General features: G+C 70.0%; 15 protein-coding genes. 8 read left to right on the top strand and 7 right to left on the bottom strand.

Features of this window, described 5'->3' with window-relative positions:
• Window positions 1-109: 109 nt before the first annotated feature.
• Both ACKI2N_RS20535 and ACKI2N_RS20530 read right to left on the bottom strand, forming a co-directional pair.
• Entirely contained in the window at window positions 110-1672 is a 1563-nt protein-coding gene (locus tag ACKI2N_RS20535; protein WP_420997839.1) for an ABC transporter substrate-binding protein, read from the bottom strand.
• Between the two features lie 165 nt (window positions 1673-1837).
• A complete protein-coding gene (locus ACKI2N_RS20530) occupies window positions 1838-3187 on the bottom strand; it encodes an ArgE/DapE family deacylase (protein WP_420997825.1) in 1350 nt (449 codons plus the stop codon).
• Window positions 3188-3364: 177 nt separating this feature from the next.
• Here ACKI2N_RS20530 and ACKI2N_RS20525 point away from each other — a divergent pair, with 177 nt between their 5' ends.
• Both ACKI2N_RS20525 and ACKI2N_RS20520 read left to right on the top strand, forming a co-directional pair.
• Window positions 3365-4963, top strand: coding sequence for a PLP-dependent aminotransferase family protein (locus ACKI2N_RS20525; protein WP_420997826.1), 1599 nt, complete (start codon window positions 3365-3367; stop codon window positions 4961-4963).
• A 112-nt stretch (window positions 4964-5075) separates the two neighbouring features.
• Complete coding sequence (locus ACKI2N_RS20520) at window positions 5076-6503, top strand: FAD-binding oxidoreductase (RefSeq protein WP_420997827.1); 1428 nt, start codon at window positions 5076-5078, stop codon at window positions 6501-6503.
• A gap of 61 nt (window positions 6504-6564) precedes the next feature.
• On the opposite strand, the gene ACKI2N_RS20515 is transcribed toward ACKI2N_RS20520, so the two are convergent.
• From ACKI2N_RS20515 to eat, 4 genes are all read right to left on the bottom strand, one after another.
• Window positions 6565-7857, bottom strand: a complete 1293-nt coding sequence (locus ACKI2N_RS20515) for a haloacid dehalogenase-like hydrolase (RefSeq protein ID WP_420997828.1) — start codon at window positions 7855-7857, stop codon at window positions 6565-6567.
• Window positions 7858-7951: 94 nt separating this feature from the next.
• Complete coding sequence (gene eutC / locus ACKI2N_RS20510) at window positions 7952-8752, bottom strand: ethanolamine ammonia-lyase subunit EutC (RefSeq protein ID WP_420997829.1); 801 nt, start codon at window positions 8750-8752, stop codon at window positions 7952-7954.
• 15 nt (window positions 8753-8767) lie between these two features.
• Window positions 8768-10150 carry an ethanolamine ammonia-lyase subunit EutB gene (locus tag ACKI2N_RS20505; protein ID WP_420997830.1) on the bottom strand — a complete coding sequence of 461 codons (1383 nt, stop codon included), beginning with the start codon at window positions 10148-10150 and terminating at the stop codon, window positions 8768-8770.
• 18 nt (window positions 10151-10168) lie between these two features.
• A complete protein-coding gene (gene eat / locus ACKI2N_RS20500; RefSeq protein WP_420997831.1) occupies window positions 10169-11608 on the bottom strand; it encodes an ethanolamine permease in 1440 nt (479 codons plus the stop codon).
• A gap of 227 nt (window positions 11609-11835) precedes the next feature.
• Between eat and ACKI2N_RS20495 the strand changes: the two genes are divergently transcribed.
• Complete coding sequence (locus tag ACKI2N_RS20495) at window positions 11836-12852, top strand: helix-turn-helix domain-containing protein (protein WP_420997832.1); 1017 nt, start codon at window positions 11836-11838, stop codon at window positions 12850-12852.
• 216 nt (window positions 12853-13068) lie between these two features.
• Complete coding sequence (locus ACKI2N_RS20490) at window positions 13069-14106, top strand: AI-2E family transporter (protein WP_420997833.1); 1038 nt, start codon at window positions 13069-13071, stop codon at window positions 14104-14106.
• 68 nt (window positions 14107-14174) lie between these two features.
• Here the strand turns inward: ACKI2N_RS20490 and ACKI2N_RS20485 are convergent, their stop codons facing one another.
• Window positions 14175-14885 (bottom strand): FadR/GntR family transcriptional regulator, encoded by a 711-nt coding sequence (locus ACKI2N_RS20485; protein ID WP_420997834.1) that lies wholly within the window; start codon window positions 14883-14885, stop codon window positions 14175-14177.
• 170 nt (window positions 14886-15055) lie between these two features.
• On the opposite strand from ACKI2N_RS20485, the gene ACKI2N_RS20480 reads away from it, so the two are divergent.
• The 4 genes from ACKI2N_RS20480 to ACKI2N_RS20465 all read left to right on the top strand — a co-directional run bounded on the left by ACKI2N_RS20480 (window position 15056) and on the right by ACKI2N_RS20465 (window position 20062).
• Window positions 15056-15850, top strand: a complete 795-nt coding sequence (locus ACKI2N_RS20480) for a (Fe-S)-binding protein (RefSeq protein ID WP_420997835.1) — start codon at window positions 15056-15058, stop codon at window positions 15848-15850.
• The gene (locus ACKI2N_RS20475) at window positions 15847-16554 is read left to right on the top strand and encodes a LutC/YkgG family protein (protein ID WP_420997836.1); all 708 of its coding nucleotides are present in this window, start codon (window positions 15847-15849) and stop codon (window positions 16552-16554) included. The genes ACKI2N_RS20480 and ACKI2N_RS20475 overlap by 4 nt, the downstream gene beginning before the upstream one ends.
• A 5-nt stretch (window positions 16555-16559) precedes the next feature.
• A complete protein-coding gene (locus ACKI2N_RS20470) occupies window positions 16560-18038 on the top strand; it encodes a LutB/LldF family L-lactate oxidation iron-sulfur protein (RefSeq protein WP_420997840.1) in 1479 nt (492 codons plus the stop codon).
• Window positions 18039-18337: 299 nt separating this feature from the next.
• Window positions 18338-20062 carry a lactate permease LctP family transporter gene (locus ACKI2N_RS20465; protein WP_420997837.1) on the top strand — a complete coding sequence of 575 codons (1725 nt, stop codon included), beginning with the start codon at window positions 18338-18340 and terminating at the stop codon, window positions 20060-20062.
• Window positions 20063-20392: the final 330 nt, after the last annotated feature.

The following is a 20392-nucleotide window of genomic DNA, read 5'->3' as shown; positions in this document are numbered from 1 at the left end:
CGCCATCGCGCCCACATTGCTGCGCCGTTCCCGCGGGCGCGGGAACGGCCCGGGGCGGGCGCGGATTCCGCTGCGGAACCCGGCACGCCCCGTCATGCATCTGCACGACTCAGTTCTTCTCGATGGAAACGTTGTCGAACGACTCGTTCAGCCCGATCGCGGTGGTCACGAGGTTCTTGACGTTCTTGCGGTACAGCGTGGGGAACTCCAGCTCGAACAGGTTGCCGGCGGCCACTTCGGTCACCAGGATCTTCTGCACTTCGCTGTACAGCTTCTGGCGCTCGCCCGCGTCCAGCGCGACGCCGGCCTGGGCCCACAGCGCATCGGCCTGCGCGTTGCTGTAGCCCTGCACGTTGGCGAACGGCGTGCCCTTGACGATGTTCTTGGTCACGTAGAGCCGCTCCACGCCGAGCGCGGGGTCGCCGTACTGGTAGGTGTAGGTGGCGGTCAGGTCGAAGTCCCAGTTGCTGACGCGGCTGGACCACGTGCCGGCATCGGCCGACTCGATGCTCACCTTGAAGCCGAGCTGCTCGAGCATCTGCTTCATGTACTCGTCGAGGCGGTCCCAGTTGGCGCCGTACGACGACGACAGGATCTTGACCGGGTACTGGCCGACGTTGACGCCCGACTCCTTGATCAGGTCGCGCGCCTTCTTCAGGTTGAAGTCATAGGCCGGCATGTTCTTGTCGAAGAACAGCGTGGCCGAGGCGAACGGGCTCACCGCCGGCTTGCCCATGCCGAAGAAGATGTTGTCGACGATCAGCTTGCGGTTGAGCGCATGCATCACCGCCTGGCGCACCTTGACGTTGTTGAACGGCGGCTTGCGCTCGTTCATCAGCAGGTTGGACATCGGCGAGAACATCTCCCAGCCCTTGGTGGTGTATTCCACGTTGGGCAGCGCGCGCAGGCGCTTGACGTCCACGTTGTCGACGTCGCCGCCGCGCAGCACCTGCACGTCGCCCTTCTCGAAGGCCACCGCGCGCGAGGCCGAGTCCGGGATCACGTAGAACACCAGCTCGTCCAGGTAGGGCTTGCCCTTCTTCCAGTAGTTGGGGTTCTTGGCCAGCTTGATGTAGGCGCCCTTTTTCCACTCCTTGAACATGAAGGGACCGGTGCCGACGGGCTTCTGGTTGGCCGGGTTGTTGCGGTAGTCGGTGCCGTCGTAGATGTGCTTGGGCATCATCGGCATGGTGCCGGTCTCGAACATCGAGATGAACGGCGGGAACGGCTCCTTGAGCTTGATCTCCACGGTGCTGTCGTTGACCGCGCGGATCGAGTCCATGTACTTGTTGATCACCGCGCGCGTGCGCACGTGCACCTCGCGCAGCATCTTGTCGATCGAGAACACCACGTCGGCCGAGGTGAACGGCTTGCCGTCGTGCCACTTCACGCCCTGCTGCAGCTCGAAGGTGTAGGTCAGGCCGTCCGGCGAGATCTTCCACGACTTGGCCAGCTCCGGGCGCGGCTTGAGGTCCGGGCCGTAGGTCAGCAGGCCCTGGTAGATCTTGCCGGCGATGTATTGCGTGGGCGCCTGCGAGTTCAGCGCGCTCACCAGGATCGGCGGCTCGGGCTGGACGATGCCGGACAAGGTGCCGCCAACGGTCTGCGCCGCGGCGCTGCCCGCGGGCAGCAGCACCGGCGCGAACGCCAGGCCGGCGCTGGCCAGCGCCATCGACACCAGGCTTTTGCCAAAGCTCTTTTTCAGGTGTTGGGTGAAGAATTTCATCGGTCAGTTTCCTGTGGTAGTGATCGTGCTCTGCGGATACGGAAGGTACGAAAGACGATTGCCGCGGCTTGCTGCGGCTGCTGCGGCTGCCGTGGCTACGTGATTGCGCGCTCAGGCGGCGGCCGGCTCGATGCCGCACCAGTCGTGCATGAACTGCGCGAGCGTGGTGGCCACGCGCACCATGCTCTCGATGGAAACCGACTCGTCGATGCCGTGGATGTTGCGTGCCTGCGGGCCGTAGCAGGTCACCGGCGTTTCCAGCATCATGCGGAAATGGCGCGCATCGGTGGTGGCGGTGGAGGCTTCGCGCCGCACGGGCTCGCCGGTGGCCTTGCGGTGCGCGGCCGCGAGCGCCTGCATGCCGTCGCCCTCCAGGTCGAACTCGCATCCGGGCGCGTGGAAACCCTCGTAGCGGATGTCGAGCTGCAGGTTGCTGGCCAGGCGCGCGAGCGTGGCGCGCACGCAGTCCGCCACGCGCGCCTTGGCGTCGTTGACGTCCATGGACGGGAAGAAGCCGATGCGCACGCCCAGCGTGCAGGTGCAGGGCACCGAGGAATTCCACTCGCCGCCCTGGATCTGGCCGATGTTGAAATTGATCGGGTGCGCGTGGTCGCGGTACGCGGCGGGACGGTTCTGCGGCAGGTTCCACTCGGCCTCGAGGCGGCGCAGGTCGGCGATCACCTCGATGGCGGCCTCGACCGGGTTCACGCCGCTGGACATGTAGGCGGCATGCGCCGGGCGGCCGGTGAGATCGACGAACATCCAGAACACGCCCATCTGCGCGCTCATCATGGTTTCGCCGAACGGCTCGGGGATCACCACGGTGTCGAACGAGGCCAGCTTGCCCGCGCCCACCGCGCTGCGCAGCGCGGCCACCGTGGCCAGCGCGCCGTTGCCGGTGTTCTCTTCTTCCAGCACGGAGTTGAAACCGACCGCGCCGGCGGGCTGCACGCCGAGGTCCTTGAGCGCCTTGAACGCGGCCAGCGTGCAGACGATGCCGGCCTTCATGTCGCCCGCGCCGCGCCCGAACAGCCAGCCGTCCTCGACGAACGGCGCATACGGCGACTGGCGCCACATCGACTCGGGACCGGTCGGCACCACGTCGAGATGGCCGTTGAACAGCACCGAGCGGCCGCCCCGGGCGGCAGGCCGGTGCGTGGCGAGCAGGTTGTAGCGGCCGCCGTCCGGGCAGCACGGCGGCGAGAACAGCGGCAGGTCCTTGAGCGCTTCGCTGCGCAGGTAGATGCGCTCGGATTCGAGGCCGAGCTCGCGCAGCGCGCCTTCCATGAAGGCCACCGCGGGCTGCTCCTGCCCCGACGGGCTCGGCGCCGCCACGAAGTCCGACAGCGTGCGCACCATGTACGGCTCGAGCGCGCGCACGGCGGCGGCAATGGCATCGGTTGTCAGCGCGGGAAGATCGGGCGTGGCGGAAATCGCGGCACTGCCGGCGGGACGTTGCATGGTGGCTCCACTGACTGGTCCGGCATGCGCATGCGAGCGTGGCCGGAGGGGGATCGAATCAGCCGAATCGGCAAGACGTTCGTCTGAAAAACGACGAACCCAACAAGATGTGTCGAAAGTTAGCCGATCATTGGTACCATCGGTAGGTCCATGTTTCGCTTTTTAGCCGGTGCCACTTTGAAAGAGACGATTCTGTCGGAGCTGCTGCTGCAGCGTCTGGAAAGGCCCGCCGATGGTGCGGAAGACAAGAGCGGCGCGCATATGAACCGCCAGCTCTACGAGATCATTCGGCAGGAAATCCTTGCTGGGTCTTTGGTTGCGGGTAGCAAGCTGCCTGCGTCGCGGCTCCTGGCGAAGGAGGTCGGGGTCTCGCGCAACACCGTGCTGTATGCCTACGAGCAGTTGTTGGCGGAGGGCTACGTCACCGCCTCCAGCGGAAGTGGCACCTTCGTGTCGCAGAGTTTTCCCGACCATAGTGCATTGCACAACGGAAGGGCGCAAAGTGGCACCATCGCTGTGCCTGCGGTGCAGCAAAACCCGAACCGCTTCACGTTATCGCGGCGCGGCCAGCACCTGGTGTCGCATTCCGGTGCATCGGACCGGCAATGGGGCGCGTTCGTCGCGGGCGTGCCCGATGTCTCGCTGTTTCCGCACGCTGTCTGGGCGCGCCTGCTCAACAAGCACTGGCGCGCACCCAAGCCGGAACTGCTGACGTATGCGCACAACGGCGGCTACATGCCGCTGCGCCGGGTGCTGGCCGAGCACCTGCGGCTGGTGCGCTCGGTGCGCTGCGAGCCCGAGCAGATCATCCTGACCACCGGCATCCACCAGGCCATCGACCTGATCGCGCGCCTGCTCGGCGACCCCGGCGACAAGGCCTGGATGGAAGACCCGGGCTACTGGGGCACGCGCAGCCTGCTCAACAGCGCGGGCATCGAGACCATCCCGATCCCGGTGGACGGCGAAGGCATCGCGCCCGACGCGGCCACGCTGCAGAACCCGCCGCGCTTCATCTTCGCCACGCCGTCGCACCAGTATCCGCTCGGCATGGTGATGAGCCTGTCGCGCCGGCGCATGCTGCTCGAGTACGCGCGCCAGCGCGGCGCGTGGATCGTGGAGGACGACTACGACAGCGAGTTCCGCTTCGAGGGCCGGCCGCTGGCTTCGCTGCAGGGCCTGGACGAGCACGACCGCGTGATCTACATGGGCACGTTCTCCAAGACGCTGTTCCCCGGGCTGCGCATGGGCTTCATGGTGCTGCCCAAGCCGCTCGCGCCGCATTTCGCCACGGGGCTGTCGGAGCTGTTCCGCGAGGGCCAGCTGATGCAGCAGGCGGTGCTGGCCGACTTCATCGAGGAAGGCCACTACGCCACCCATATCCGCCGCGTGCGCCAGCGCTACGCGCAGCGCCAGGGCCTGCTGCGCGAGGCCATCGCCGCGCGCCTGGGCGCGGACTGGCCGACCTCCACGCACGAGGCCGGCCTGCACATGGTGATCCACCTGCCGCCCGGCGCCGACGATCTCGGCATCAGCATGGCGGCGCGCACGCAGGGCCTGTCCACGCGGCCGCTGTCGCGCTACTTCGCCGATCCGGCGCGGGCCACCAGCCAGGGCCTGCTGCTGGGCTACGCCTGCGTGCCGGACGACCAGATCGCGCCGGCCTTCCATAAGCTCGCCGAAGTGATCGAGCCCGCGCTGGAGCACCTGGCGCGCACGCAGTCGCCGCGCCGCGCGCCCGCCGCGGCGATCAACCAGGAGGCGTGGAGCGGCGCGTAGGGCGGCCTGCGCGCGCGCCGCCGTGGCGCCATGCCGCGGACCGCGATTGGCCCTTCCCGCCGCTTGCCGCCGTGCCCTAGTATTGCTGCTTTCGCATCGCCACGTGGCCGACATGACCGATTCCAACCCCGCAAGCAAGGCGCCCGGCGCCATCCTCGAGGCGCTGGCCGCCTTGCTGGACGGCCCCGGCCTGCAGGCCGGCGACGCGATCGAGACGCGCTTTCGCAAGGACTGGTACGCGCCGCTGGGCGCGCCGCCGCTGGCCGTGGTGCGCCCGCGCAGCAGCGCGGAAGTCGCCGCCGTGCTGGCGCTGTGCAACCGCGTCGGCCAGCCGGTGGTGCCGCAAGGCGGCCTCACCGGGCTGGCTGGCGCGGCCACGCCGGCGGGCGGCGAGGTGGTGCTGTCGCTCGAACGCATGCGCGGCGTGGAAGAGATCGACACGCAGGCCGGCACCATGACCGTGCTGGCGGGCACCACGCTGCAGGCCGCGCAGGATGCGGCGCGCGAGGCCGGCTGGCTGCTGGCGGTGGACCTCGGCGCGCGCGGCAGTTGCCAGATCGGCGGCAATATCGCCACCAACGCCGGCGGCAACCGCGTGATCCGCTACGGCATGATGCGCGACCAGGTGCTCGGGCTGGAAGCCGTGCTGGCCGACGGCACCGTGGTGTCCTCGCTCAACAAGATGCAGAAGAACAATGCCGGCTACGACGTGCGCCAGCTTTTCATCGGCAGCGAAGGCACGCTCGGCGTGATCACGCGCGCGGTGCTGCGGCTGGCCCCGCTGCCGGCCGCCACCCAGACCGCGCTGTGCGCGCTGTCCGGCTACGGCGACGTGGTGCGCCTGCTGCGCCATGCCCAGCAGAAACTCTCGGGCCGCCTCAGCGCGTTCGAAGTGATGTGGGCCGATTTCTACGGCGTGGTCACCACGCAGGTGGCCGGCGTGCGCGCGCCGCTGCCCGCCGGCCATCCGTTCTACGTGCTGCTCGACCTGCAGGGCAACGACGCCGCGCAGGACGCGCCCGCCTTCGAAGGCATGCTGGAAGCGGCGATGGAAGCCGGCCTGATCCAGGACGCGGCGGTCGCGGCCAGCCACAAGGAAGCGCAGAGCTTCTGGCAACTGCGCGACGCCGTGGCCGAGTTCCCGGTGATGTGGGCGCCCAACGCCGCCTTCGACGTCAGCCTGCCGATCGGCCGCATCGGTGACTTCGCCGACGCGCTGCGCGCGCGCGTGCTGGCCACGTGGCCGCATGCCGAGCTGGTCAACTTCGGCCACGTGGGCGACAGCAACCTGCACGTCAGCGTGCGCCTGCCCGGCGCCACCGACGAGGACTTCCCCGAGCACGAGATCTCCGGTGCGGTGTACGCCGTGGTGCGGGATTTCCAGGGCAGCATCTCGGCCGAGCACGGCATCGGCTTCCACAAGAAGCCTTACCTGCACTGCTCGCGCTCGCCCGGGGAACTGGCGCTGATGCGGCTGCTGAAGCGGTCGCTGGACCCGAACAATATCCTGAGTCCGGGCCGGGTGTTCGACCTGGGGTGAAGGCGCGGGGCAAATGGCCGCTTCGTTGCGGCGCCACGCATGACGCCAGGCAGCGCCCAGGCTACTTCAGCAGCTTCCCTTGCGTCGCCCCCAGCGGCGTGTGCGCCTGCGACGCCACGAACACGCCCGCGTTGTCGTCGCGGCCCTGCAGCAGGTACTTGGCGTCGGGCTTGCCGTAGGTCTGCACCGCCACGCCGGAGAGCTTGCCGATGTCGCTGGCGCGCAGGCGGTTGACGATCAGCACGGCGCGCGTGTCGGCGAAGTCCTGCATCATGTTCTGGTCGCCCTCGCTGTCGCCGGCGACGAAGACCGGGCCGTAGCCGTAGCGCGACACCAGGAAGCGCTCGATGGTCTGCGTCTTGCCCTTGCCTTGCGTCTGCGCGTAGCCGCGGCGGAATTCGGGCTGGATCACGCCCTGCGCGTCGCGTTCGAGCTCCATCGCCAGCACGCGGTCGGCGGGGTTGCCGTAGCCGTAGGCGGGGTTGGAGGAAATCTCCTTGACCACGTCGACGAACGACGCCGAGCACACCCACACGTCGAAGCCGGCCGCGCGCATGCGCGCGTAGAGGTCCTGCATCTCGGGCACCAGCCGCAGGCCGTTCTTCCAGCTCACCGAGACCACGCCGGCGCGCCCGGGCAGCGCGGCGGGGCTGGTCCACTTGACCTTCTCGATGGGCTGCCCGAGCTGCCAGGCGACGGTGTCGGCGGTCAGGCTGCGCACCTGTGCCCCGGTCATGCCGGCGAAGTGGTAGGTCACCCACGGATAGGCCACGGCATGGTCGAAGCTGTCGCCGATGGCCTCGTACAGGTAGCGCATCTTGGCGATGAAGTTCTGGTAGTGCGGGCTGGCCTTGACCTGCTCGAGCGACTGGCTGCCCTTCAGGCCGCTGTAGTTCTGGTACAGCCACGTGTAGCTCTCGATGATGTCGGGCGCCACCTTGTCGATGTCCACCGGCTGGCCGGCGGCGTTGTTGAAGGGCGCGTTGAACGCCTTGTGCGGGATGTTCAGGCGGATGGCGGTGTCGAGCTGCTGCGGCGTGGCGCCGAAGCGCAGGTTCTGCAGCTGGTACACCAGCACCGCCTCTTCGATGTCGAGGAAGATGCTGGTGTTATCCCAGTCGAACACCGCATACGGCGGCTTGCGCGCGTCGTAGCCCGGGCTGCCCTTGCCGTAGGCTGCAATCAGGGCGTCGATGCGGGCGCGGTTGAAGGCATCCCAATGGCCCTGCGCCAGCGGCTGTACCGCGGCCTGCGCGGCGGCGGCGGCGCGCGCGCCGGGGTCTTGCGTGGCGCAGCCGCCCGCGGCAAGCGCGGCGGCAAGCAGGGATGCGATCAGCAGGCTCTTTTGCTTCATGGCGATTTCCTCGTTTTCGTTGTCGTGGGTGCTGCAGGAAAAATGGCGTCACGAAGCCGGCCGGCCGGAGCCGGCGGCTTGGTCGGACAGGTTTTCAGTCGGATGCGGGCAAGGCGTCCGGCGCGGGGTCCGGCGTGGAACCCGGCAGCGCAACGCCGCCGCTGTCGTCTTTCAGGTCCACCCCGCTGCGCCCGAGCGCCAGCGCGCCGCGCAGCAGGAAGACGAGCTTGTCCGCCGCCTGCGCATAGGGCAGCCCTTCGGGCCGCACGTTGGAAATGCAGTTGCGCTCGGCGTCGCTGCGGCCCGGGCGCGGCGCATAGGTCAGATAGATGCCCAGGCTGTCCGGCGAGCTCAGCCCCGGCCGCTCGCCGATCAGCATCACCACCTGGCGCGCGCCGAGCAGGTGGCCGGCCTCGTCGCCGAGCGCCACGCGCGCCTGCGCGGCAACCACCACGGGGCCGATGCGCCAGCCGGGCAGGCGCGCGCGCGCGGCCTGCAGCAGCGGCACGCCGTGGCGCCCGGCCGCCAGCGCGGAAAGGCCGTCGGCGATCACGAACACCACGTCGGGCGCTTCGGCGGGGCGCGCCTGCGCCAGCCGCGCGCGACTTTCGTCGTCGAGCCGGCGGCCCAGGTCGGGCCGGCGCAGGTAGTGCTGGCGATCCGCCGCGGCGCTGTGCGCGGGCACGCTGGCAAAGCCGGCCTCGGCCAGCGCCTGCTCGATGTCGGCGCGCGCCAGCGGCAGGTGCACGGCGTCGCGCGCCTGCGCATGGGCCAGGCCGAAGGCCAGCACGGTGTCGGTGGTCTGGCTGTTGCCGGCGCGGCCCAGCGCGATGCGCGCGGCGGTGAACTGGCGCAGGCGCTGCCACGGGTTGGGCTGGGTCAGTTTGCGGCTCATGGCGGGCTGGTCCGCTTACAGGCCGTGCGCAAGCTGCAGCAGCGGCTGGCGCTCGGCCAGCTCCAGCAGGCGGCCGTCCTCGCCGAGGATGCCCATGCGCCGCAGCCAGTCCTCGAACTCGGGCGCGGGCCGCAGGCCGAGCGTGTCGCGCAGGTAGAGCGCGTCGTGAAACGAGGTGCTCTGGTAGTTCAGCATGATGTCGTCGGCACCGGGCACGCCCATGATGAAATTGATGCCGGCCACGCCGAACAGCGTCAGCAGCGTGTCCATGTCGTCCTGGTCGGCCTCGGCATGGTTGGTGTAGCAGACGTCGCAGCCCATCGGCACGCCCAGCAGCTTGCCGCAGAAATGGTCTTCCAGCCCGGCGCGGATGATCTGCTTGCCGTCGTAGAGGTACTCGGGGCCGATGAAGCCCACCACGGTATTGACCAGCAGCGGCGAGAACTCGCGCGCCACCGCGTAGGCGCGCGCCTCCATGGTCTGCTGGTCCACGCCGTGGTGCGCGTTGGCCGACAGCGCGCTGCCCTGGCCGGTCTCGAAGTACATCACGTTGTTGCCCACCGTGCCGCGCGCCAGGCTTTGCGCGGCGGCGTGCGCCTCGGCCAGCAGCGCCAGGCTGATGCCGAAGCCGGCGTTGGCGCGCTCGCTGCCGGCCACCGACTGGAACACCAGGTCCACCGGCGCGCCCTGCTCGATGGCGCGCACGGTGTTGGTGACGTGGGTCAGCACGCACGACTGCGTGGGCACGTCGTAGCGGCAGCGCAGGTCGTCGATCAGGCGCAGCAGCGTGACGATGGCGCCGAGGTTGTCGGTGGCGGGGTTGATGCCGATGGTGGCGTCGCCGCAGCCGTACAGCAGGCCGTCGATCATCGAGGCGGCGATGCCCTTGGGGTCGTCGGTGGGGTGGTTGGGCTGCAGCCGCACCGAGAGCCGGCCGGGCAGGCCGATGGTGTTGCGAAAGCGCGTGACCACGCGGCACTTGCGCGCCACCGCCACCAGGTCCTGGTTGCGCATGAGCTTGCTCACCGCCGCGGCCATCTCGGGCGTGATGCCGGGCGCCACGCGCGCCAGGGTGGCGGCGTCGGTCTCGTGCAGCAGCAGCCAGTTGCGCAGGTCGCCCACGGTCAGCGCGGCGATCTCGCGGAAGGCCGCGCGGTCATGGCGATCGACGATCAGGCGCGTGACTTCGTCGTCTTCGTACGGGACCAGCGCTTCCCGCAGGAACTGCGCCAGCGGCACCTCGGCCAGCGCCATGCGCGCGGCCATGCGCTCTTCCTCGCTGGCGGCGGCCACGCCGGCCAGGTAGTCGCCCGAGCGCGCCGGGCTGGCCTTGGCCAGCAGCGTCTTCAGATCGGCGAACAGGTGGCGGCGCGCGCCGACGGTGTGGGTGAAGGCCATGATCGCTCCCGGTCGGTCTCAGTCGGCCGCCGGCGCGGCGGCGGGGCCGCTGCCGGCAAGGTCGCCGTGCGCCACCTGGTGCCGCGCGCGCCAGTGGTAGTGCGCGTAGCCCACCGCCAGCACGCCGGCATACAGCAGGGCGATCAGCGGATTGAACCAGACCATGGCGCCGAGCGAGACCAGCGCCCCGGCCAGCGCGACGAGCGGGAAGAACGGATAGAACGGCGTGCGCCACGGCCGCTCCATGTCCGGCGCGCTGCGCCGCAGGCGGAACAGGCTGGCCATGCTGAACAGGTACATGGTCAGCGCGCCGAACACCGACATGGTGACGATGTTGGCGGTCAGCGGCTGGCCGCCGATGACGATCAGGCCGTCGCTGTAGATGGCGAGGATGCCCACCACGCCGCCGGCCAGCACCGCGCGGTGCGGGGTGGCGAAGCGCGGGTGCACGCGCGCCAGCCAGCCCGGCAGGAAGCCGGCGCGCGCCAGCGCGAAGATCTGCCGCGAGTATCCCAGGATGATGCCGTGGAAGGACGCCACCAGCCCGAACAGGCCCAGCCACACCAGCATGTGCAGCCAGCCCGAGTGCTCGCCCACGATCATCTTCATGGCCTGCGGCAGCGGGTCGTTGATGTTGGCCAGGCGGGTCCAGTCGCCGGCGCCGCCGGCGAACACCATCACCCCCACGGCCAGCGCCAGCAGCGTGAGGATGCCGGTGGTGTAGGCGATGGGAATCGAGCGGCGCGGGTCGCGCGCCTCCTCCGCCGCCATCGCCACGCCCTCGATGGCGAGGAAGAACCAGATCGCGAACGGGATCGCGGCGAACATGCCGGGCACCGCCGCCAGCGAGAAACCGTCCTGCCCGGCCCAGCCGCCGCGGACGAAGCTGGCCGCCGAGAAGCCGGGCGCCACCACGCCCATGAAGACCAGCAGCTCGAAGATGGCGAACAGCGTCACCACCAGCTCGAAGGTGGCGGCGATGCGCACGCCGGCGATATTGAGGCCCATGAACACAATATAGGCGCCCACCGCCGCGTGCTTGGGATCGAGCCCCGGAAACTGCACATTGAGATAGGCGCCGATGGCCAGCGCGATGGCCGGCGGCGCGAACACGAACTCGATCAGCGTGGCCAGCCCGGCGAGGTAGCCCGCGCCGGGGCCGAACGCGCGGTAGGCATAGGCGAACGGCCCGCCCGCGTGCGGAATGCTGGTGGTCAGCTCGGTGAAGCTGAAGATGAAGGTGGCGTACATGGTGGCCACCGCCAGCGCGGTGACCATGAAGCCCAGCGTGCCGGCGCTGGCCCAGCCGAAGCTCCAGCCGAAATATTCGCCGGAGATCACCAGCCCCACCGCGATGCCCCACAGCTGCACGGTGCCGAGCGTCCTGGTCAGCGTGCCGCCGCCGGCCGGATGGGAGGCGCTGGCGGGAGACTGCGGGTGCGGGGGCTGGCTGGACATGGCTAGGGTTTCTCCGGACGATGTGCCGGCGGCGGGATCGTTGCCCCGGTCGCGGCGTTTCCGGCATCATCGCCAAAAGCGCGCGGGCAGCGTTATCGAAAATCGGCACCCTTGCGGATGCGGGCGAGTGTGGCGTGGACGTGGCGACGCGGCCCGCCGGCACGGCTGCCCCCGGTGGAATGGAACTTGCAACGGCCAGGCTTGCCCCGCGTACCCAAATCTTCGCCATGAATGCCACCCGCGACACCCTGCCCGCCGTCCACGCCACCTTCCGCGTCACCGCCGCGCGCGACGCCGACGAGCATGCCGCCAACCTGTCGCGCTGGAACCAGACCTACGACCAGCTTTCGCCGGGCGCCTTCGCCGGCGAGGTCCGGGAGCTGTGGCTGCCGCACGCCCAGGTCTTCGTCGAGCGCACCAACCGCAGCCTGCGCCAGTCCTGCATGGCCTGGCCGGACGCCATGTGGTTCGGCGTGCCGCTGCCGTCGGTGCAGGCGCCGGCCACCGTGGGCGGCACCGTCATCGCGCATGCCGACATCGCGGTGCGGCCCGGCGGCACGGAATTCGAGCTGCGCACGCCCGAGGATTTCGGCATCTTCGGCATCGTGGTGCGCACCGGCGAATTCGCCCGCTACATGGACGAGGTGGAACACCGCGACCCCGCCAGCGTGCTGGGCCGGCGCGAAGTGCTGTCGGTGCAGCCGTGGGCGCGCGCCAGGCTGTGCCGCGCGCTGCTGGAGATCCTGTCCGAGGCGGCGCGCCACGCCGCCCCGCCGGACGGCGCCGCCGCCGCCGATGCCACCGAGCTGGCGCAGGCCTGCGGCGACCTGCAGGAGCGCCTGCTGGGCAGCCTGGTGACCTTGCTGATGGCCTCGAACGAAAGCACGGCGCGCCCCACCGTCACGCACATCAACCGCCAGCGCACCGTGCAGCGCATCCGCGACTACCTGCTGGCCCACGCCGCGGACCCCATCACCGTGCCCGACCTGTGCCGGCACTTCCACCTGAGCCGGCGCGCGCTGCAGTATTGCTTCGAGGACGTGGCGGGGATGTCGCCGGCGGCCTACCTGCGCGCGCTGCGCCTGAACGGCGTGCGCCGCGACCTGCGCGCCGGCGCCGGGCAGCGCACCGTCTCCGACGTGGCCGCGGCCTGGGGCTTCCACCATCTCTCGCAGTTCGCCCAGGACTACCGCCGCATGTTCGGCGAGCTGCCGTCGGCGGCCTTGCGCGGCGCGGCGAACTAGCCCCGCGCCGGCCGCCGCTCCCCGGCGCCTGCCCGGGCGCCGCCCTGCTCCGTCCGCGCTCCGTCCCTGCTGCGGAAATTGCCCGGCCGCCGCCGCGCCCGCCTTTGCGCGCGCGGGCGCGCTTGCCTTAGCCGGCCGCCGGACCGACAATCGAGCGCCGTACCATCCACAGATTGCCGGCCCCCCCGCGCCGCGGGCGGCCATGCAGGAGATTTGATGAATCAACCCGATCCGCCGCGCCTGCCCCGCTTGCCGGAAGCAGCGTGGTTCAACGTCGGCACGGCCGCCTACCTGCTCGCCGCCCTGGCTTTGTGGGTAGTGATGCAGGCCAACCTGGTCGCGGCGCTGCTGGCCGGGCTGCTGCTGTATTCGCTGGTGGACGTGCTGGCGCCCAAGCTGGTGGGCCTGCACCAGAAGCATGACGCCCTGGCGGTGGCGATCCTGTCCGCCGTCACGTTGCTGGCGCTGACGCTCGGCGGCTGGGCGCTGATCCGCTTCGTCGGCGGCGACGGCAATCACCTGGACACCCTGCTGATCCGCGCCGCCGACATCATCGACAAGTCCCGCGCCCAGTTGCCGGTCTGGGTCAGCGACGCGCTGCCGCGCGGCGTGGAGGAGCTGGCCAATGCGCTGATCGCCTGGCTGCGCGAGCATGCGCAGATGGCGCAGAAATTCGGCGCGGAGGTACTGCGCACGCTGGCGCATATCCTGATCGGCCTGGTGATCGGCGCCATGGTGGCGCTGTACCGCGCCATCGCCAAGCCCAACCGCAGGCCGCTGGCCGCCGCGCTGGTGGAACGCGCGCGCAACCTGCAGCGGGCCTTCGCGCAGTTCATCTTCGCCCAGATCCAGATCTCGCTGATCAACACCGTGCTCACCGCCATCTACCTGCTGGTGGTGCTGCCGCTGTGCGGCGTGCACCTGCCGCTGACCAAGACGCTGGTGGCGCTGACCTTCCTGGTGGGGCTGCTGCCGGTGCTGGGCAACCTGATCTCGAACGCGGGCATCGTGGTGGCGTCGCTGTCGATCTCGCTGCCGATCGCGATCGCCTCGCTGGTCTACCTGGTGGTGATCCACAAGCTCGAGTACTTCCTCAACGCGCGCATCATCGGCGCGCGCATCAACGCCGCCGCGTGGGAGCTGCTGACGGTGATGCTGCTGATGGAGTCGGTCTACGGCATCGCCGGCGTGATCGCCGGGCCGATCTTCTATGCCTATCTCAAGCGGGAGCTGGCGGGCAAGGGGCTGATCTGAGCACAGCGCGGCGGCGGTCGGACCAATCCCGGCCGCCGCGTGCGCGCCTGCGTCAATGCGCGCCCGGCTCAGTCTTCCCCGCGCTCCGCGCCCGTGCCTTCCCCACCTTCACCGCCCTCCTCGTCCACCCGGGCACGCACGAAATCGATGTGCGTCTGCATCGCGGTGCGCGCTTCCTCCGGGCGCCGCGCGAGGATGGCTTCGCACAGGGTGCGGTGCTGCAGCAGCAGTAGCGCCGAGGCGTCCTCGTCCTGCACGCGCAGGCCGGTGCCGTTGATGGTGATGTGTTCGCGCAGCATGCCGATCACGCTGGTGTGCAGGTGCAGGAACATGGTGTTGTGCGAAGCCTGGGCGATGGCCTCGTGCAGTTTCGCGTCGGCCTCGGCCTCGGCGGCCTTGTCGTCCTGCTCGCGCGAGGTCTCCAGCGCGCGCAGCAGCCCGCGGATGCGCTTGAGGTCGGCGGGATCGGCGCGCAGCGCGGCGAAGTAGGCGGTGGCGCCTTCGAGCACGCGGCGGAATTCCAGGATGTCGTCGCGCAGCACCGGGTGATCGGCCACCAGTTGCCGCCATGGCGAGGCGATGCCGGCGCGCAGCTGCTCGGTGACGAACACGCCGGCGCCGCGCCGGCTCTGCAGCAGGCCGCGCGCGCCGAGCCGCTGGATGGCCTCGCGGATGGTGTTGCGGGCCACGCCGTATTGCCCGGCGAGCAGCCGCTCGGCGGGCAGGCGGGTGCCGGCCGGCCAGGTGCCGTCGAGCAATGCCGTCTCCATCCGCCGCATGACCTGTTCCACGCGCCCGCGCGACTGCGTGCCCCCCGCCATCCTCGTCCCCGTTTTCCCCCGCGCGCCGCTGGTCCAACCAATTTGAACTGCCGCGCGTCTCGCGGAATTATGCGCCAAACAGCGGCGGACCTGATGGCCAGGCGACCGTCCCCCCCACGGAGCGAGACATGAATCCACGGCGCTACCCCCCTGCCCCGGCGCAGGCCTATCTGTTCGCCACCTGCCTGGTCGACCTGTTCGTGCCGCAAGCCGGCCTGGACGCGGTGCGCCTGCTCGAGCGCGAAGGCCTGACCGTGCACTTCCCGCGCGGGCAAAGCTGCTGCGGGCAGCCGGCCTACAGCAGCGGCAACCCTGAGCAGGCGCGCAAGGTGGCGCTGGCGCAGCTCGACCTGTTTGCCCAGCCGTGGCCGGTGATCGTGCCCTCGGGCTCGTGCGCCGGCATGATGCGGCACCACTGGCCGCAGCTGTTTGCCGACGACCCCGTGGCGGGCCCCAAGGCGCGCGAGCTGGCCGAGCGCGTCTACGAGCTGAGCGAATTCCTGCTGCACGTGCTGAAGGTACGCTTCGACACCGCCGCGCCCGCCCAGCCCGACGAAACCGTGGTGCTGCATACCTCCTGCGCGGCGCGCCGGGAAATGGGCACGCGCCAGCATGGCGTGGCCCTGGTCGACGCCCTGCCCGGCGTCACGCGCGCCGAGCACGTGCGCGAATCCGAGTGCTGCGGCTTCGGCGGCACCTTCTCCCTCAAGCACCCCGACATCTCCGGCGCCATGGTGCAGGACAAGATCGCCTCGGCCTGCGCCACCGGCTGCGACCGGCTGGTGTCCGCCGACTGCGGCTGCCTGCTCAACATCGGCCACGCCGCGCGGCACCAGGGCGCGCCGCTGCCGGTGGAGCACCTGGCCAGCTTCCTGTGGCGGCGCACCGGCGGCGCCGGCGGCAACAAGGGGAGCAAGGCATGAGCGCGCTGACCTCCCGCGAACGCATGCTGGGCCGCCTGCGCGCGGCCGCGCCGGCGGCGGCCGCGGTCGCCGCCGATGCGCTGGACGCGCGCATCGATGCGCATTTCGACGGCCGCCGCGCGGCGGCCGCGCCCGCAGACCCGGTGCAAACCATGCAAGCCGCGCTGGAGGCCTCGCACGCGCAGGTCTGGTGCGCGAGCGGCGACGCCTGGCCCGCGCAACTGGCGAACAAGCTCGCCGCCGCGGGCGTGCGCCGCCTGCTGCTGGACCCGGCCGGCGCGCCGGGCGCGGCGCTGGCGCGCGCGCTGCCCGCCGGCGTGGCGGCCCTCGCCTACGACCGCCCCATCGAAGACTGGAAGGCGGAACTGTTCGATACCGTGGACGCGGGCTTCACCGTGGCGCGCTCCGGCATCGCCGCCACCGGCACGCTGATCCTGGCGCCGGACGCGCGCACGCCGCGCACCGTCTCGCTGGTGCCGCCGCTGCACGTGGCGCTGGTGTATGCCGACACGCTGCACGCGGACCTGCACGCCGCCGCCCGCGCCGAGCGCTGGCGCGACGGCATGCCGACCAACCTGGTGCTGGTGTCCGGCCCGTCCAAGACCTCGGACATCCAGCAGACGCTGGCCTATGGCGCGCACGGCCCGCGCGAGCTGTGGGTGATCATCGTGACGCGCGGCGCCGCCAGCGGAGACGCACGATGAGCACGATGAGCACGCCCGCCACCCACGACACGCCCGCCGCCAGCCCGCTGCATTTCGTGCCGGCGGCCGACTTCAGGGCGCGCACGCGCGCCGCGCTGGACGACCCCAGGCTGCGCAGCAGCTTCCGCGGCGCGATGGACTTCCTGCAGGCCAAGCGCGCCGTGCAGTTCCCCGACGGCGACGAGCTCGAACGGCTGCGCGACCTCGGCGAAGCGATCCGCCAGCACGCGCTGTCCCGCCTGCCGGACCTGCTGGTGCAGCTCGAGGACAAGCTCACCGCCGCCGGCGTGCAGGTGCACTGGGCCGAGACCGCCGAGCAGGCCAACGCCATCGTCCACGGCATCGCGCAGGCGCACCGCGCACGCCGCGTGATCAAGGGCAAGTCGATGGCCAGCGAGGAGATGGAGCTCAACCACTACCTGGCCGAGCGCGGCATCGACTGCATCGAGTCCGACATGGGCGAGTACATCGTGCAGCTCGCCGGCGAGAAGCCCTCGCATATCGTGATGCCGGCCATCCACAAGACGCGCGGCGACATCGCCGCGCTGTTCGAGCAGCATATCCCCGGCACGCCCTATACCGAGGACGTGGACGAGCTGATCCAGACCGGCCGGCGCGCGCTGCGGCAGGCCTTCGCCGAGGCCGACATCGGCCTGTCCGGCGTGAACTTCGCCGCGGCCGACACCGGCACGCTGTGGCTGGTGGAGAACGAGGGCAACGGCCGCCTCTCCACCACCGTGCCCGACGTGCACATCGCCATCATGGGCATGGAGAAGGTCGTGGCCAGGCTCGAGCACATCGTGCCGCTGGCCAGCCTGCTCACGCGCTCGGCCACGGGCCAGGCCATCACCACCTACTTCAACCTGATCTCCGGCCCGCGCAACGAAAGCCGCGGCGAGCGCGACGGCCCGCGCGAAGTGCACCTGGTGCTGCTCGACAACGGCCGCAGCCAGGCCTACGCCGACGAGCAGCTGCGCGCCACGCTGCAATGCATCCGCTGCGGCGCGTGCATGAACCATTGCCCGGTGTACACGCGCATCGGCGGCCACGCCTATGGCACCACCTACCCCGGGCCGATCGGCAAGATCATCTCGCCGCACCTGCTGGGGCTGGAAGCCACCGCCGACCTGGCCACCGCGTCGAGCCTGTGCGGCGCCTGCGGCGAGGTGTGCCCGGTGCGCATCCCGATCCCGCAACTGCTGATCCGCCTGCGCACCGAAGCCAACCGCGACCCCGGCGAACAGGTCGCCCACCCGCTGCGCGGCCAGGGCGCGAAGTTCAGCCGCAGCGAGCACCTGGTGTGGCGCTTCTGGAGCGGCGCGTTCGCGCATCCGCTCGCGTACCGCGTGTTCCGCTGGGCCGCGACCCGGCTGCGCGCGTTCGCGCCGTCGCGGCAACTGGGCTGGACGAAGCACCGCGCGCCGCTCACGCCGGCGCCGCGCAGCTTGTCGGACCTGCTGCGCGAGCGCGGGCAGGCGGAGTAGGCGGGGGCAGGCGCGGGTTTTCAAGACACCACTGAGGCAACTCCCCTCTCCCGCTTGCGGGAGAGGGGTTGGGGGAGAGGGCAGGCGCCCGCGCAGCGCGCAACGCATCGCCATTGCGAAGGCCCGCCCTCTCCCCCGGCCCCTCTCCCACGGCGTGGGAGAGGGGAGCAAACCCTCGGCGACAGGACCGCTCCTGCAACCCGCGAGCCCCAAAAAACACAAGACACAAACCAAAACCACGCAAGAAGGCGCCCCCTTCCACGTTCATTTCAAACGCATCCATCGGAGGAGACCCGACCATGCAACCCTGGACCCAGATCTATACGCCGCTAGGCAGCCTGTGGCTGTCCGCGCTCGCGGCGGCGCTGCCCATCCTGTTCTTTTTCCTCGCGCTGGCGGTGCTGCGCATGAAGGGCCACGTGGCCGCGGCCATCACGCTGCTGCTGGCGCTGGGCGTGGCCGTGCTGGCCTACGGCATGCCGGTGCCGCAGGCGCTGGCCGCGGCGGGCTTCGGCTTTGCCTACGGGCTGTGGCCGATCGCGTGGATCATCGTGACCGCGGTGTTCCTCTACAAGATCGTGGTCAAGACCGGGCAGTTCGACATCATCCGCGCGTCGGTGCTGGCCATCACCGACGACCAGCGCCTGCAGATGCTGCTGATCGGCTTTGCCTTCGGCGCGTTCCTCGAAGGCGCGGCGGGCTTCGGCGCGCCGGTGGCGATCACCGCGGCGCTGCTGGTGGGGCTGGGCTTCAACCCGCTCTATGCGGCCGGGCTGTGCCTGATCGCCAACACCGCGCCGGTGGCCTTCGGCGCGATGGGCATCCCCATCATCGTGGCGGGCCAGGTGACCGGCATCGACGCCATGCACATCGGCGCGATGGCCGGCCGGCAACTGCCGCTGCTGTCGCTGGCGGTGCCGTTCTGGCTGGTGTTCATCATGGACGGCAAGCGCGGCGTGAAGGAGACCTGGCCGGCGGCGCTGGTGACCGGCGCCAGCTTCTCGGTGACGCAGTACTTCACCTCCAACCACATCGGGCCGGAACTGCCGGACATCACCTCGGCGCTGGTGAGCCTGGTCTCGCTGACGCTGTTCCTGAAGGTCTGGCAGCCGCGCGGCGCCAGCCAGCGCGCGGGCGGCGCGGTGGCCGTGGGCAGCGGCGGCGCGGCCGCGCTGGCGCGCATCGGCGGCGGGCTGGCCGCGGGCGGCCTCGGCAAGGTCGCGGGCGACAACCGCCGCGCCTCGCCCTACACCACCGCGCAGACGCTGCGCGCGTGGGCGCCGTTCGGCATCCTGACGGCCATCGTCACGGTGTGGAGCCTGCCGTCGTTCAAAGCGTTGTTCGCCGGCGGCGGCGCACTGGCGGCGACGGTGCTGAAGTTCAAGGTGCCGGCGCTGGACCAGCTGGTGATCAAGGCCGCGCCCATCGTGGCGCAGCCCAAGGCCTACGAGGCGGTACTGAAGATCGACCTGCTCGCCGCCGTGGGCACCGCCATCCTGCTGACCGCGCTGATCTCCGCCGCGCTGCTGCGCATGAAGCCGCGCGACGCGCTGGCCACCTTCGGCGAGACCGTGGCGGAACTGCGCCGCCCGATCCTGTCGATCGGGCTGGTGCTGGCCTTTGCCTTCGTCGCCAACTATTCGGGCATGTCGTCCACGCTGGCGCTGCTGCTGGCCGGCACCGGCGCCGCGTTCCCGTTCTTCTCGCCGTTCCTGGGCTGGCTGGGCGTGTTCCTGACCGGCTCGGACACGTCGTCCAACGCGCTGTTCTGCTCGTTGCAGAGCACCACCGCGCACCAGATCGGCGTGTCCGACACGCTGCTGGTGGCGGCCAACACCACGGGCGGCGTGACCGGCAAGATGATCTCCCCGCAGTCGATCGCGGTGGCCTGCGCGGCCACCGGGCTGGTGGGCAAGGAATCGGAACTGTTCCGCTTCACGGTGAAGCACAGCCTGCTGTTCGCAGTGATCGTGGGGGGGATTACGATGGTGCAGGCTTATGTTTTGACGGGGATGGTGCCGTAGTTTTTGGTATTTTAGTTTTTGACTTTAAAGTCGAAGGTTTTAACTTCAACGGATTAACTTCAAAGTCAAAATCAAAGGCTTAAAGTCAAAGGCTTTCGCTCCCCCGGAGCGACCTACTTTCTTTTTTCCGAAAAGAAAGTAGGCAAAGAAAGCGGACTGCCTGGCCGGCAGGGGCAGAAACGTTGGGTTTCTGATTGTTGGTGGTTTCGTGGTGGGGACTGCGGTTCTGCTGGCATCCTGCCGTTACCGGTGCAGGCGTCCGCGATCTTGCTGGTGGTATTGGTTTCGGGGTCAGACCTATGATGGCGGGCGCACTGCTTGTCCGGCCAT

The organism is Cupriavidus sp. 30B13 (assembly GCF_049059565.2).
Lineage (GTDB): Bacteria > Pseudomonadota > Gammaproteobacteria > Burkholderiales > Burkholderiaceae > Cupriavidus.
This window is presented reverse-complemented; position numbering and strand designations above follow the sequence as displayed.